Origin of the sequence: Providencia sp. PROV032 (genome assembly GCF_028484875.1) — a bacterium.
Lineage (GTDB): Bacteria > Pseudomonadota > Gammaproteobacteria > Enterobacterales > Enterobacteriaceae > Providencia > Providencia rettgeri_E.
Genome location: NZ_JAMPSX010000011.1, coordinates 20,866 through 36,030, shown reverse-complemented (window position 1 = coordinate 36,030; position 15,165 = coordinate 20,866). Strand labels below are relative to the sequence as shown.

The 15,165-nt window shown below is 40.0% G+C and carries 13 protein-coding genes; 9 read left to right on the top strand and 4 right to left on the bottom strand.

Annotation, left to right across the window (positions count from 1 at the left end; all coding sequences use genetic code 11):
• Nucleotides 1–475 precede the first annotated feature (475 nt).
• Nucleotides 476–883 (bottom strand): helix-turn-helix domain-containing protein, encoded by a 408-nt coding sequence (locus PSF42_RS10035; RefSeq protein WP_102139104.1) that lies wholly within the window; start codon nucleotides 881–883, stop codon nucleotides 476–478.
• Between the two features lie 851 nt (nucleotides 884–1,734).
• On the opposite strand from PSF42_RS10035, the gene ivbL reads away from it, so the two are divergent.
• The 4 genes from ivbL to PSF42_RS10015 all read left to right on the top strand — a co-directional run bounded on the left by ivbL (nucleotide 1,735) and on the right by PSF42_RS10015 (nucleotide 4,769).
• Nucleotides 1,735–1,824: an ilvB operon leader peptide IvbL gene (gene ivbL / locus PSF42_RS10030; protein WP_413776238.1), complete on the top strand. Its 90-nt coding sequence runs from the start codon at nucleotides 1,735–1,737 to the stop codon at nucleotides 1,822–1,824.
• 103 nt (nucleotides 1,825–1,927) lie between these two features.
• A complete protein-coding gene (gene ilvB, locus PSF42_RS10025; RefSeq protein ID WP_272679988.1) occupies nucleotides 1,928–3,625 on the top strand; it encodes an acetolactate synthase large subunit in 1,698 nt (565 codons plus the stop codon).
• A gap of 2 nt (nucleotides 3,626–3,627) precedes the next feature.
• Nucleotides 3,628–3,912, top strand: coding sequence for an acetolactate synthase small subunit (gene ilvN, locus PSF42_RS10020; protein ID WP_125892816.1), 285 nt, complete (start codon nucleotides 3,628–3,630; stop codon nucleotides 3,910–3,912).
• Nucleotides 3,913–4,106: 194 nt separating this feature from the next.
• On the top strand, nucleotides 4,107–4,769 hold the full coding sequence (locus PSF42_RS10015; RefSeq protein WP_213913986.1) for a hypothetical protein: 663 nt from the start codon (nucleotides 4,107–4,109) through the stop codon (nucleotides 4,767–4,769).
• On the opposite strand, the gene PSF42_RS10010 is transcribed toward PSF42_RS10015, so the two are convergent.
• The gene (locus PSF42_RS10010) at nucleotides 4,766–5,323 is read right to left on the bottom strand and encodes a helix-turn-helix domain-containing protein (RefSeq protein ID WP_102139098.1); all 558 of its coding nucleotides are present in this window, start codon (nucleotides 5,321–5,323) and stop codon (nucleotides 4,766–4,768) included. The genes PSF42_RS10015 and PSF42_RS10010 overlap by 4 nt on opposite strands.
• A 211-nt stretch (nucleotides 5,324–5,534) precedes the next feature.
• Here PSF42_RS10010 and PSF42_RS10005 point away from each other — a divergent pair, with 211 nt between their 5' ends.
• Nucleotides 5,535–6,287, top strand: a complete 753-nt coding sequence (locus PSF42_RS10005; protein WP_272679944.1) for a sulfite exporter TauE/SafE family protein — start codon at nucleotides 5,535–5,537, stop codon at nucleotides 6,285–6,287.
• 94 nt (nucleotides 6,288–6,381) lie between these two features.
• Nucleotides 6,382–7,665, top strand: a complete 1,284-nt coding sequence (locus tag PSF42_RS10000; protein ID WP_336313767.1) for an MFS transporter — start codon at nucleotides 6,382–6,384, stop codon at nucleotides 7,663–7,665.
• Nucleotides 7,666–7,710: 45 nt separating this feature from the next.
• Here PSF42_RS10000 and PSF42_RS09995 read toward each other — a convergent pair whose 3' ends face one another.
• Nucleotides 7,711–9,399: an ArnT family glycosyltransferase gene (locus tag PSF42_RS09995; protein WP_272679942.1), complete on the bottom strand. Its 1,689-nt coding sequence runs from the start codon at nucleotides 9,397–9,399 to the stop codon at nucleotides 7,711–7,713.
• Between the two features lie 606 nt (nucleotides 9,400–10,005).
• Between PSF42_RS09995 and PSF42_RS09990 the strand changes: the two genes are divergently transcribed.
• The 3 genes from PSF42_RS09990 to PSF42_RS09980 all read left to right on the top strand — a co-directional run bounded on the left by PSF42_RS09990 (nucleotide 10,006) and on the right by PSF42_RS09980 (nucleotide 14,221).
• On the top strand, nucleotides 10,006–11,352 hold the full coding sequence (locus tag PSF42_RS09990) for an NCS2 family permease (protein ID WP_272679941.1): 1,347 nt from the start codon (nucleotides 10,006–10,008) through the stop codon (nucleotides 11,350–11,352).
• A 263-nt stretch (nucleotides 11,353–11,615) separates the two neighbouring features.
• Nucleotides 11,616–13,265 (top strand): Na+/H+ antiporter, encoded by a 1,650-nt coding sequence (locus tag PSF42_RS09985; protein ID WP_125892807.1) that lies wholly within the window; start codon nucleotides 11,616–11,618, stop codon nucleotides 13,263–13,265.
• 56 nt (nucleotides 13,266–13,321) lie between these two features.
• Entirely contained in the window at nucleotides 13,322–14,221 is a 900-nt protein-coding gene (locus PSF42_RS09980) for a carboxylate/amino acid/amine transporter (RefSeq protein ID WP_213913980.1), read from the top strand.
• Here PSF42_RS09980 and metR read toward each other — a convergent pair.
• Nucleotides 14,106–15,062: an HTH-type transcriptional regulator MetR gene (gene metR / locus PSF42_RS09975; protein ID WP_272679940.1), complete on the bottom strand. Its 957-nt coding sequence runs from the start codon at nucleotides 15,060–15,062 to the stop codon at nucleotides 14,106–14,108. The two genes, PSF42_RS09980 and metR, sit on opposite strands and share 116 nt — an antisense overlap.
• Nucleotides 15,063–15,165: the final 103 nt, after the last annotated feature.

Below are 15,165 nucleotides of genomic sequence, written 5' to 3'. Positions count from 1 at the left end.
GTCGGGACCTTACTAGAATGTGATTCAATGTTTGTTAAAAACAGCCCGCCTTCGAATACTTACCTATTTGATTTTGAGGGAGCAGTCTGAGTTGAAAAAGTGCTGTTAATGAAAGTGTCAAGATTCTATCTTTACTCTTGGGACAAATACTCCCTGAGTACCTGCTCAGAAAGTTGATAATATTAGGATTAGCTTATCGGTTTTTTCTTACTTTACGTAAACTACTGTTCTAATTTGTTTATTCATTAGAGTGAAAAAATAAAGAAAAATGTTACAAGTATATGTCCAGAAAACTATTTTTATTAATATGGTAAACTAAATATAAAACTAAAACCTTAAGGGTTTATTAATTTTAAATTAAGAATTTCTTAAATGAATGGAAAATAAAAAAGCTCCTGTAATTAACTTACATGGAGCTTTGTATTGGTCGTGTTATTAAAAAAGAGAATGTAAATTTTATTTTCATAATAGCGTATTAAGCTACTTTAGGTTCCAGTAGTAATGGGTCATTTTGACTTTCACCGGACAGTCGGTAGATTGATGGTGATGTACCTAAATAAGCTCTAAATCGCTTCGCAAAAGATTGCTGGGAGTCAAATTGGTATTTTAATGCAATATCAATAACCTGGAGTTCAGTGGAGCATAGGTCTTTAGCGGCTTCACAGATCCTCCTTCGGCGAATATATTCACCTAAAGGCATACCAACGACTTTTCTAAATACTCTTTGTAAATGCCATTTTGTATATCCTGATTTTAGTGCGATATCATCAAGTAATAGACGACTGGTTAAGTTCATTTCAATCCAAACTAATATTTCATTAACAACTGTAGATTGAAATTCTGTGTATTTCCCATTACAGGGAACAGGGATTTCTTTATACATAATATCTTCCTATTAGTTACTTTTTAATCTTATCCCTCATTCAGTCAATAGCCAATAAATAAATAGTAAACAAAGTTGAATACAGTTTGTTAATTGGCAAAATAGACAAAATACCGATTTTAAATTAGTTTATAGCCAGTGGAGTTTATCTTAAGAAAATATATTTATAGGGTTAATGGCTGACAATATAGGTAACGATTATACTCTCGAGTATAAAATAACGGTATAATGGCAAAAGTTATCATTGATGGCTTGGGATAAATTTCCGTAACATGAAAAAAACTCATCAAAATCGTAGTGGATCACTCATTGCTTGCACTTTAGCCCTTTTATGAGCTTCATAGGTATGTGGTAATAAGTTAGTAGTGCTGATTATATTAATCATATGATACCGCAGAAAATAATGTATTTTTCTCCATTAACCGCAGTCCCAATAACCACCAACCACAGAAAGAATAATCGCATTTTTGAAGATAAATAATGCAAGTGTTATGGTTAACCACCAAATGGATTTTGGCATATATCCCTCTGTTTATTAATTAAAAATAAATTAGCTAATGTTTCCATCAAGGGCGAAATCCCTTGCGTTGGAGCAAAGGATACAACTTGAAGTTAACTTTAAGTCAAGGTTTTTTTGGGATTTTGAATGGTGATTAATTCTATATTTTTTTATTTTGCTAGATAATATCTCTGAGTGAGTGGAGTGTGATGAATGTCGCAATTACCATTCCTTTGGAATAAAACAAGAAAAAATGATTGTCATGCTGGGAAATTTATGTTTTCTTAAGAAAAGAAATTGAAAAACAATAATCAAATAAATTAGACAGACTAAACAGGAAGAACCCGTGAACATGACTATTAATCACTCAAACCTACTACTAACCGCGCCACGTGCCGCGGTGGTCGTGCGTGTGGTGGTGGTCGTGGGCTTAGCGCCGTAACGGGTACAAATCAACGCAGATTTAGAAACCCCGCCGGCGCAAACCGAGCGGGGTTTTTTATCACTTCTCGCTCAAGTCCGCAGGCTAGCAAAGGATAATTATGATGAGCGAATCGGGCACCACAACACCACATAAAACCCGCTTTACGGGCGCAGAATTAATCGTACATTTACTGGAAAAACACGGTATTACCATCGTTTCTGGCATTCCAGGGGGAGCGGCTTTGCCTTTTTATGATGCATTAGGCCAAAGCCAAAAAATCCGTCACATACTGGCTCGCCATGAGCAAGGTGCAGGTTTTATTGCTCAGGGAATTGCGCGTACCACAGGGAAAGCTGCGGTTTGTATCTCTTCAAGTGGACCTGGGGCAACAAACTTAGTGACGGCTATTGCCGATGCAAAACTGGATTCTATCCCGTTGGTTTGCATTACGGCTCAAGTTTCTTCGTCAATGATTGGCACAGATGCTTTCCAAGAGGTTGATACCTATGGCATTTCGATTCCAGTAACGAAACATAATTATTTGGTTCGTAATATCAATGAATTGCCACAAGTGATTTGTGATGCTTTTCGTATTGCAGAGTCAGGCCGCCCTGGACCTGTTTGGATTGATATTCCAAAAGATGTTCAAACTGCCACAATTGAACTAACTGAAATACCAGAAGTATTACCGAAAGATAAAGCGCCTGCTTTTGACATGGAAAAAGTTCTGCAAGCGGCTGAAATGATTAATAACGCGAAACGTCCAGTCTTGTATTTTGGTGGTGGGGTGATTAGTTCCGATTCCACAGAAACCGCAATCGCCTTTGCGGAAAAAGCCTCATTGCCAACCACCATGACCTTAATGGCACTTGGTACTATCCCGATGAGACACCCGTTATATTTAGGTATGTTAGGTATGCACGCTGCGGCGAGTACTAACATGATAATGGAAGAATCGGATCTATTGATTGTTATTGGTGCTCGCTTTGATGATAGGGCGATAGGTAAAGCTGAGAAATTTTGCCCTAACGCGAAAATCATCCATGTGGATATTGATAAAGCAGAAATCAGCAAAATTAAGCGTCCAGATATCGCTATTCATGCAGATGCAGGACAAATATTGGAATTGTTATTGCCTTTGGTTGAACGTAATGAGCGCACTGATTGGATGGCGCAAGTCAATCAATTAAAAGAGAAATACCCACTGAATTTCAGTGATGCGGATAACCCGCTGAATCACTATGGCTTAGTTCTGTCTACAGCACGTGCAGCAGGTGAAGATGCCATTGTGACAACGGATGTTGGTCAGCACCAAATGTGGGCAGCTCAAGCTTATCCTCTGTCTCGTCCACGTCAATGGCTGACATCAGGCGGGTTAGGTACCATGGGGTTTGGTCTGCCTGCTGCGATAGGCGCGGCGTTAGCAAAACCTGAAAAAACGATAGTGTGCTTCTCTGGTGATGGCAGTTTGATGATGAATATTCAAGAACTGGCAACCGCAGCGGAACATCAGTTAAATATCAAAATCATTTTAATGAATAACCAAGCATTAGGAATGGTTCATCAACAACAAGATTTATTTTTTGAAAACCGCATATTTGCTGCAGCTTATCCGTACCAAACTGACTTTATCAAAATTGCGGCAGGGTTTGGTTTGCAAACTTGCGATTTAAATAATGAAGCAGACCCTGAAATGGCGTTAGAAGCGATAATGAATACCAAAGGTCCATGTTTGATCCATGCCTTGATTGATGTTAATCAGAAGGTATATCCAATGGTTCCACCGGGTGCAGCTAACATTGATATGATTGGAGCGTAATTATGGTATTTGAACATCATCCGATTGCTTTAGAGCTAATTGTTCGTAACCACCCAGGTGTAATGTCACATATTTGTGGTTTATTTGCCCGTAGAGCATTTAACGTTGATGGCATTCTCTGTATGCCGATTAAAGATAAAGATGAAAGCCGTATATGGCTATTAGTACAAAAAGATGAGCGCTTGTCGCAAATGATTAACCAAGTTGAAAAACTAGAAGATGTTCGAGAAGTACGCTTTAGTGATGATTTGAGTCTTTTCGAAACAATGCAAAATTATTTACAGTAATTCTGAGATTAAGTTTTATGACCGAATAGCCCATTCAACTGTGTGGGCTATTTTTGTTTGATATTTAATCATAGTGATAAATGGGGTTTCCTAAAGAGAACGATGATGGTATAAATTCAGTTGCTGAACAATAATTTTTCGAATGTATTGTGGGTTTCTATTTGGTAAATTGAATAACAAACAGGTATGAATCTATGCAAAATAACATCTATTTATCGAACACTTATCAGTATGAAATCGAAACTTCCTTACTGGCGCAAGGAGGAGATGATGAGGGTTATTGGGTTGCTTTAAAAGATAATATTTTCCACCCACAGGGTGGTGGACAACCCATGGATACTGCTTGGGTGAATGATATCGCTGTTCGCATTAAGAAACACTCAAGTGGTTTAATTGTGGCATACTTACCAGAAAATGTCATTTTGAGCCAAGATAGCAATGTGGTTGCAAGGGTCGATAAGGAAAAACGTCAGCGTTATGCGGCGCTACATACCGCTGGTCACTTGTTGAATTGGGAATTACGTCGCTTTGGTTGGCTTGCACAAAAAGGCCATCACTTTCCTGATGAATCACGGGTGGAATTTAGCATGATGGAAGGGGATGTCACACCTTTTGAAGAGCTAGATAGCCAATACATTGAAGATATTGTTAACCAAAGCCTTCATAGTGGGCGAGCCGTTGCAATAAAGCAAAAGGGGGATTTGCGGATCAGCTATATCGACCAAACTGAAGAAATGCCTTGTGGTGGAACACATGTTTCTTCGCTAGATAACATTCAGCATTTTTCAATTAAGTCGATGAAATTTAAAAAGGGGACGTTGCGCATTAGTTATGATGCACAACATGCCGCAATTTAAACGCTATCACTAAGGTGAGAGTAAGTCATGACGACGGTTGCTTGAAGCTCTCCCTCCATACAGAGATAACTATGTGGGAAATCACCACTGAAAGCATAAAAATCCCCCGCTTCTAAGACGATATTTTGGTCGTCATGCAGCCGTAACATGAGTGAGCCAGAATTCACCATAATGTGTTCGTGGGTTCCACTCATATGGGCGGGGCTATTAATGATAGCGCCTCTTTTCATGGTTAATTGCCAAATTTCAGAGATATTTCCCATGCTAATGCGAAACTTAAACTGTTGTGAATACTCTTTTTCATTGGGAGTGGCTTTGAGAAAATAGGGATAGGCCTCATGTTGCCGTGTAAACAGATCGCTTAGTGGAAAGCGCAGGGCAATGGCAATCGACTCTAATGTATCAATGCGTGGGTTTGAATCGCCAGATTCCAACTTGGATAAAGCCGCTTTCGAGATCCCCGATAGACGAGATAGCTCGTTTAGTGAAAGATCTCTTGCTTGCCTAAGTAAACGAATTTTTTGCCCGATTTTTAAATTAATTTTTTTATCCACAATGTGTCTTTACCTGAATTTTAATTTATTGTGCTAGTTCTGTATCACTCAGTGAAGCAAATTATACACTCTTAGTTGTATATTGTATTTAAAGTGGCTATTTTGTTTTTTGATATAGATTTGAAATTTAAAATCCGACAAAAATAAAACTATTTTCTGTATTTGAAAGAACCTATAGTGAGGACGTTAAAAAACGTCTGGAGTTAAGGTCATGCCGTTTGAATTATTATCATTAGAAATGGCGATTTGTTTCTCAACGCTACTTTTTGCTTATTTGGTTTTTGGTATGGCGGGGTTTGGTTCGGCCCTCATAGCAACCCCTGTGTTAGCCATGTATTTGCCATTAAATATGATTGTTCCAATTCTTGCGCTAATTGATCTAACCGCCGCAGTTTTGAACTTATTTAAAGATGGTAAAAATGCAGATTATCAGGAAATTAAATGGATAATTCCATTAATGATAGTAGGGAGTTTAGTTGGCGCTGCGATTTTATTAAAAACACGCCCCGATATACTCGTATTATTACTTGGGTTATTTGTTGTAGGTTATGTATTACACGCATTCTTTTCTAAAAAATCAAAATTACCCTTTTCAAAGGCATTGGTTGTCCCATTTAGTTTAGTGGGCGGTGTTTTTAGTGCTTTATTTGGTAGTGGTGGTTTTATCTATGCCATGTATTTATCGAGCCGAATTGAAGATAAACAACGTTTTCGACTCACTCAAATGACGTTAATTGGGTTTAGCACGCTAACTCGAGTGGTGATATTTTTGGTGATGGGAGTGTATCTCAATTTGGATATTTTATTGATTGCCTTAGCTTTTTCTCCTGCTATGTTAATCGGTACGTGGGTTGGGCGGCATATAATATTAAAAATTTCACGTGAAAGTTTTTTAAAATTTATTAATGTTATTATTTTATTATCAGGTATTGCTCTGCTTTATCGATACTTTTTCGTCCTTTAAGTATTTAGAATATTAAAAATAGTTTTATAAAGATAAATAGCAGAATATATAGGTCGTGTTACAATCATCGCGAACATTATTGGTTTTACTAATAATGATGTGGTTTTTTATTTCTAATAACAATCTATTTTATGGAGTTAAAGTCTGTTGTTTTGTTAAAAAGAAACAGATTAATTTCAACATGAGCTCTGATAATCAGCGTTTACAACATTTTCGTCGTTCCCCATCCTTTGCTATTTTTACCATTACAATGAGTATTGCTGTCATTGGTATCGTTATTGGGCTAAGTATTCCAATGGTAGCGCTTAGGCTAAATAATTATGGTATCAATGAGTTGTATATTGGCATTATTTCAGCGGCACCTGCATTAGGCATGTTTTTAATTGCACCTGTCGTTCAACGTATTGTGCGTTGGTCAGGTAAGCGAAAAGCAATGCTATTAGCAACGATTGTTTCTGCCATTAGCTTATTACCATTATTGAGCACGTTACCTCTTTGGTTATTATTTCCGTTACGGTTAGTAACAGGCTTGGCGAGTGGTGTGCTGATTTGCTTGGGTGAAACGTGGATTAACGAATTATCGCCTGAAAATAAACGGGGCCGTATTTTGGCAATTTACACCACTGTATTTACAGTAAGCCAGCTACTCGGGCCTTCCTTTATTGCTTATTATGGTGTGGAAGATAAATCCCCTTTATTGATTTGTACGTTGATCCATTTAATCTCTGTGGCGCTATTTATTTTAATGGACCAAAAAGTCGGTGATCGTTTAGCCGAAAATGCCGAAAAATCTAATTTTTCAATTGTTCAATTTGTGAAAATTGCACCGGGTATTTGTGGTGGAATTTTATTTTTTGCCTTTTTTGATGGAACCATTTTATCGATATTCCCAATTTATGGCATGGGAATGGGGCATACAGAGGCGGTTGCCGCGTTAATGATTAGCGCCATTCTTGCTGGGGATGCCATTATGCAACTTCCTTTTGGCTGGCTAGCAGACCATATGAATAGAGAAAAATTGTACCGAATCTGTGGCATTATCACACTTGCAGCCAGTCTATTATTGCCTTTCCTTATAACTCAACCTTATCTGATTTGGATATTACTGTTTGTCTTAGGGGCGACAGCAGGGGCAATTTATACTATTGCGTTGGTGCAAATCGGCCAATATTTCAAAGGGAACGAGTTGATCATTGCTAATGCTGCGGCTGCCATGCTGTGGGGAATTGGTAATTTATCAGGGCCACTACTTGCGGGAATTGCGACTTCAATCTCACCTGTAGGCTTACCGGTGTTATTGGTTCTGTCTGTGACTGTATTTTTATGGTTCACTCGAGAAAAATACAGTGCCCAAAAAGTTGAGCAAGTTACCCAATAAGCTCATTTGCGGTGCTCTACTCAGTCAGCGAGCACCGCAAATAAATTACTCAATAACTTTATACACAACGAGGTTTTCTCGGAATTCATCCGGCCGATGATTGTGCCAGAATAATTCCATGCCTTGCGGTGCTGGTTTAATCGTTTTTGAGAGTACAATTAGCCAGCGGCATTGTTCCGGTTTTTCAAACCGGTCTTGGCGTTGATGTAATACCCCAGTGTAGTAGTAGAGCATCGGCGCTTCAGATTCACCAATATTATCAGATGCCATACAATCATTTTCTGTAAATTGGCCAGTTAAATGCTGGTCTAAATCGACAAAAACCCCTTCGAAACCTTTTGCATAGTCTATCCACCCCAAAAATAAGGTTAAAATTATCCCCCAAACGGCACATAAGCCTAATAACCAGTTTTTCATCATCTGAAAAGCAGGTGGCATAAGGTTTGGAATAATTTTATTGCGTAAAAACCATACCAATGTAATCAACAGAGCACAGATAAATACAACGGGAGAAAATGACATTTGGTAGCTCATGGGGAGCCAGCGACCAAATGGAGCTAGCCATTCTTGCTGATAGCCAGCCAAAGAGATGAAATAGCAGGCCCATAAAAAAAGAATGAGTGCAGACCATAAAACAGCTGCAAAGCGGGCAATATTATTGAGGAGCTTTTCTGGGAAACAAAATAGTGTCTGGGTTCCTAATATGGCAATGGGGGCAATAAAAGGCAGTAAATATAACGCCCGACCAGAAGCTGAAATCTGTAAAAAAACAATACCTAATAAAGGAAATAGCGCTAATAGAAACTCGTTAGAATTCAATAAACGCTTAACTGGGTGCCTTAGAAAATAAGCAACCGCCAGTAAACCAGACGGAAAGGCAAATAAGGAAACCGCTGCTGGGATACGAGTTAAATTGGCTTTTGCCCCTAATTTTTCAACCGAAAAACCAAAGAAGCGACCGATATTATTTTCCCAAAACCATACGATAAACAAATCAGGGTGTTGAAGGTACAGTTGGATAGGCCAAGGTAAAATCGCGATAAAGGCAATTAACCCTGCAGTTAAGCTGTATAACCAAAACTGCTTAGTTCGGCACTGGGCGAGAAAAATTGGCGATAAAAATAGGCAAATCCAGAGAACACCTGGGATGAAAACGCCCTTTGACAGCATGGTGACGATGGTTCCAAGAGATAACCAAAGTGCAGACATGTGCATTTTTTGTTGTTGTATCAGCCCCAATAACCCGTACAAGCCAATAGTCGCCCCTGCCATTAGCGCAACATCGGTAAACATATCATGGCTATGCCTGATAATGCCGGGAGCGCAGGCATACAGTGCAAAAGCAACCCAAATACGGGTATCGGTGAAGTCTTTGGCATGGAAAAAACGGCGCGCTAAAAGAATAAAAAATGAAAAATTGATAACCGAAAAAATTAAGCTTGCACTACGAGCTGCATCATAAAGTGGCATCAGATTTGAAAGTAAATGAGAGGTAATAGTTGCAACCCAATAATAAAGCGGAGGTTTTTCCATAAATGGCTCACCCGCATTTGTGGGAACTAACCATTTACCTGTTTCATACATAGTGTGAATAATACCAAAACTATAATTTTCATCTTGCTTCCAAGGGCTATGACTATATATTCCTGGTAACAAATACATAGCAAGAAAACCAATAAAGAGTAATAAAATACTCCGCTGCAATATGATTAATGGTGCATTATTATTTGGCATTTTAATGTGTTTTTACTAAATTAAATTGAAACTATAACTGCAGTTGATAATAATTGAGATTATATACTTAAATATATATTTACTCAGTGGTTGATGGCTGTTTTTTTATAAAAAACAATAGGAAATGTATTTTTAGGTACATTTTTAAATGACACATATTACCACCAATAAATAAATTTTCAGCTATTCGTTTTGTAAGAGGATGTTCTAGAATTATATCAAAAAAATAACCGTACTCTTTAAACAGAGACTATATGAAAGGTATTTAGCTATTCTTACGTAACGTAAATGTAACGAAAAATAATCATTATTTAAAAATAATGTTCATTGCATAATAATCTGTATGTTTGGGTATTAAAAAAGATCAAGCAGGCAAGAAATGCTAAAAATGCTTGATCATTTCCCCTATTTAGAATGATAATTGCACCCCTCACAATATGTTTTATTCTAATTTTAAAGCCAAACGATTGCGTAACTGTTTTCATTGGGGTTTTTCCCCAGTTAGTTTGTTTTTTTCTGAAAAACGTAATCGTTTACGTCAATGTATAGGTTAGTTGTTAGCAGTATTTGAGAGCTTTCGTTTTCCATTAACAGCAGAGGTATACCATGTCAGGCCAACAGGCTTCATCCAGTTGCAAATTGGATTCATTTTTTAAGATAACAGCGCGCGGTTCTTCTGTTCGCCGTGAAATCATTGCAGGGTTAACCACATTCTTAGCGATGGTTTATTCTGTCATCGTTGTACCTGGCATGTTAGGGCAAGCAGGGTTTCCTCCAACCGCGGTCTTTATTGCAACTTGCTTAGTGGCGGGTTTTGGTTCTTTGTTGATGGGGTTATGGGCCAACTTACCGATGGCAATTGGTTGTGCAATTTCACTTACTGCATTTACGGCATTCAGTCTGGTGCTAGGCCAGCAAATTAGCATTCCTGTGGCACTGGGCGCTGTATTCTTAATGGGGTGTTTATTCACCATTATTTCGGTTACAGGTATTCGTAGTTGGATTTTACGCAATATGCCAATGGGGATTGCACATGGTACAGGTATTGGTATCGGTTTATTTTTACTGTTGATCGCAGCGAATGGGGTAGGTTTAGTGATCAAAAACCCAAATGCCGGCCTGCCTGTTGCTCTAGGTGAATTTACGTCTTTCCCTGTCTTGATGTCACTCATTGGGTTAGCGGTCATTTTTGGTTTAGAAAAACGTCGTGTTCCGGGTGGCGTACTCCTTGTTATTATTGCGATTTCAATTATTGGTTTAATTTTTGATCCTGCGGTGAAATATCAGGGCTTCTTCAAGTTGCCTTCATTGGGTGATGATGGGCTCTCATTGGTTTTTAATATGGATATCATGGGTGCATTACAGCCAATGGTATTGCCAAGCTTGCTTGCATTAGTGATGACAGCCGTTTTTGATGCCACAGGCACTATCCGCGCAGTGGCGGGGCAAGCGAATTTATTGGATAAAAACGGCCAAATTATTGATGGTGGTAAAGCATTAACAGCGGACTCCGTGAGCAGTATTTTTGCGGGGGCGATTGGCGCATCTCCTGCGGCGGTATATATTGAATCTGCGGCAGGTACCGCTGCGGGTGGCCGTACCGGTTTAACCGCAGTGGTGGTTGGCGTACTATTCTTATTGATTCTCTTTTTATCGCCACTCTCTTATTTAGTGCCTGCTTATGCAACGGCTCCTGCATTGATGTATGTTGGGCTTTTAATGCTCAGTAATGTCTCTAAGCTAGATTTCGACGATTTTGTGGATTCAATGTCTGGCTTATTATGCGCGGTGTTCATTGTTCTGACTTGTAATATTGTCACGGGTATCATGTTGGGCTTTGCTGCTTTGGTTATCGGCCGTATTTGTGCAGGTGAATGGCGTAAATTGAATATTGGTACTGTCATTATTGCGGTACTTTTAGTGGTATTTTATGCTTCAGGGTTGGCAATCTAAAGTGAATTGCTTCAGGAAGGTGGCTGGCATTGCCACCTTTTTAACTTATTGTATTAATTAATCGTAAAGTCTCAATTTTTTCCCCGAAAATGGATAGCTAGGGATAAAATAGAAAGAAGGCAGTTAATCAAGTGGCTGTGTATGATTTCCACTGGTGGCTGGCTTGGTCTCAATTATCATGGTCTGGACGGTGCTATCTCTTACTATGCGGCGGCAGGCAAAATTTTAGGTTCTAGTCGCTAGGTTAATTCAGTAAGGGCAACATGGAAATTTTCTTTACTATTCTTATTTTGATTTTAGCTGTCTCTGTTTCAGGGGTTGCCGCTAAAATTCTTCCTATTCGTATTCCTCTTCCTCTCATTCAAATCGCGATTGGTGCACTATTGGCTTGGCCACAATTTGGCCTACATGTCACCTTTGACCCAGAACTTTTTATGGTTCTATTGATCCCACCTCTGTTGTTTGTTGATGGGTGGAAAACACCAACACGCGAGTTCTTTCAAAATGGCCGAGAAATTTTTATTTTAGTGTTGGTTCTCGTATTGGTTACGGTTATTGGGATCGGCTATTTAATTTATTGGTTGATGCCAGGTATTCCATTGATTGCTGCGTTTGCTCTCGCGGCTGTGTTATCGCCTACTGACGCCGTTGCATTATCTTCCATTGTTGGAAAAGGGCGTATCCCTAAGCGGATGATGAGCGTTCTGGAAGGGGAGGCATTGATGAATGATGCCTCTGGCCTAGTTGCATTGAAATTTGCAGTTGCAATTGCCATGGGAACCATGGTGTTTAGTGCCTCTGGCGTGACCATTGAATTTTTCAAAGTTGCGATCGGTGGGCTACTCGCAGGTATTATCGTGACTTGGCTGTACAGTAAATCGTTACGTTTAATGAGCCGTTGGAGCGGTGATGACCCCGCGACCCAAATTGTGTTTATGTTATTGCTACCATTTGCCTCATACATGATTGCAGAACATATTGGTTTTTCAGGCATTTTAGCCGCGGTAGCAGCGGGTATGACCATCACAAAATCTGGGGTTATCCGTAATGCGCCATTAGCGATGAGGCTACGTGCTGATAGCGTTTGGTCGATGCTTGAGTTTGTCTTTAACGGATTAGTCTTCATCATGTTAGGGCTTCAATTGCCCGGTATTTGGGAAACGTCTGTTATCCAAGCGGATCTCGATCCAAGCGTAGAAACGTGGATGCTATTTGCCGCGGTGGCAATTATCTATTTTGCTCTACTGCTATTGCGTTTCTGTTGGCTATGGTTGATGAAAAGGTTTAGCCGTTTATTCTTAAAGAAAAAACCGCTGCAGTTCGCTAACTACACTGTACGTGAGCTTTGGCTCGCCTCTTTTGCAGGGGTACGCGGAGCAATCACCTTAGCAGGTGTGCTCTCTATTCCGTTATTTTTAACGGATGGTTCGCCATTCCCTGCCCGTTACCAGTTAGTATTTATTGCCGCAGGGGTTATCTTATTTTCCATTTTTGCAGGTGTGGTCGCTTTACCGCTTCTGCTGCGTAATTTTAAAGTGGGCGACAAAGAAGCGGATGCCAATGAAATTCGAATGGCAAAAGCTGCCATGGCTGAAGTGGCGATTGTCAGCTTAAATAAAATGCAGGAACGTTTATCTGCTGACGTTGATGAAAAACTCGATTCAGAAGATATCAGTGAAGTCGCTTCCCGTGTGACGGGGTATTTAAGACGGCGTACGGCAGGGCAAGATGAAATTGACCATAATTTGCTGATAGAAGACCTTGAACGACGTTTTCGTTTAACGGCACTACGTGCAGAGCGTGGTGAGCTTTATCACTTGCGTGCTACCAAGAAAATCAGTAATGAGACGCTACAAACGTTATTGGTCGATCTGGATTTATTGGAAGCCGTCTTGATCGAAAAAGAGCATTAAAACCAAAAAGCGAGTATTCTAGCCAACATTCTTAAGTTTGGGGCGAAATACAGCATATGTGGTTACTTGTTATTACGACGCTGCTTTGGGCAGCGTCGTTTAGTCTTATCGGCGAATACCTTGCGGGCCAAGTCGATAGTTGGTTCTCAGTATTAGCGCGGGTCGCACTGGCTTCGCTAGTTTTTTTACCTTTCCTACGTTGGCGACAGTTTAGCGCTAAAGTGATTTCGCTCTATATGCTAGTGGGCGCTTGCCAACTTGGCATCATGTACCTGTTTGTATTCCATGCTTATCAATACCTTACTGTTGCTGAATTTTTGCTTTTTACAGTGTTAACACCGCTATATGTCACGTTAATTTATGACTTATTAGAGCGGCAGAAGCTGCGTAAAGGTTACCTGTTTAGCTCACTATTAGCGGTGATTGGCGCAGCAATTATTCGTTATGACCATTTGAGTGAATCTTTTTGGTTAGGTTTACTTTTTGTGCAGTTGGCAAATATCTTTTTTGCGATTGGACAGGTGGGGTATAAACGACTGATGGAGATACATCCGATCCCTCAACATCAGGCTTTCTCATGGTTTTACCTTGGTGCAACGCTAGTTGCATTGCTTGGATGGCTGCTATTTGGTAATAAATCAATGATGCCCACAACAACGCTCCAGTGGGGGGTCTTATTGTGGTTGGGCATTGCGGCTTCAGGCATTGGTTACTTTATGTGGAACTATGGTGCAACCAAAGTGGATGCTGGAACCCTTGCTATTATGAATAACATGATGGTCCCAGCGGGGTTATTAGTTAATTTTGTTATCTGGCAACAACATCCGGATTGGCTGAGTTTTACCATAGGGTCGAGCCTGATAGTTGCTTCTCTTTGGGTGCATAAGCGTTGGATCCTTTCGCGGCCTTCACATAAGACAAGTACTCCACAGCGTGATCCGTCGTCGCCTCAGTAAATGCTTCAATAGCTGGCTGGCGTTGCTCTCCTTCACGGCAGGCCGCATACAGCCGGCTCCATAAACCGCTACCCAAAGTTTTGGTTTTTACTAATCCTTGTTTTTCAAATGAATCAACCGCCCAGTGAGGAAGTGCTGCGATCCCCATTCTAGCAGCGACCATTTGTATTAAAATCAATGTGTTATCGACATTTTTTACGTTGGGTGACACACCCGCAGGTTGCAGAAAATGGCGCCACACATCGAAGCGATCCCGTTGTACTGGGTAGATAAGCAACGTTTCATCTGCCAAATCATGGGGTTCAATATGTGGTTTCTTGGCTAGAGGGTGGTCATTTGCCACAATCAGCTTCACTTCATAATCAAACATTGGCGTATAGTGGATGCCTTGATCTGGCAAAATGTCAGAGGTCATCACAATATCCAATTCCCTTGAGAGCAATTCAGGTTGTGGGTCGAACGCTACCCCAGATTTAAAATCCACACTAACTTGTGGCCAAGTTTGCCTGAATTGTTGTAGTGCAGGGGTCAGCCACTGAATGCAGCTATGGCATTCAATAGCGATGCGTAATGCACAAACTCCAGGCTCATTACATACTCGAATGGCGTCTTTCACTAATGGCAGAACTTGTTGTGCCAATTGTAATAAAACTTCCCCTTGTGGCGTAAAGCGTAAAGGTTGGCTTTTACGAATAAATAACCGGAAACCTAGCCGATGCTCTAAATCACTAAATTGGTGTGATAAAGCTGACTGCGTCTGGTGCAAGTGTGTTGCTGTTGCCGCTAATGAACCGTATTGGCTGAGCGCTTGCAATGTTTTTAGATGTTTTAATTCGATCATGAGAAACCTTCACGGTGACAATGAATAATTTGCGCTTGTGCTTTATACAGTACCTGTTGATTATGGATGTGTAAACATCTAGACGGCTAAATATTTTAAGGGG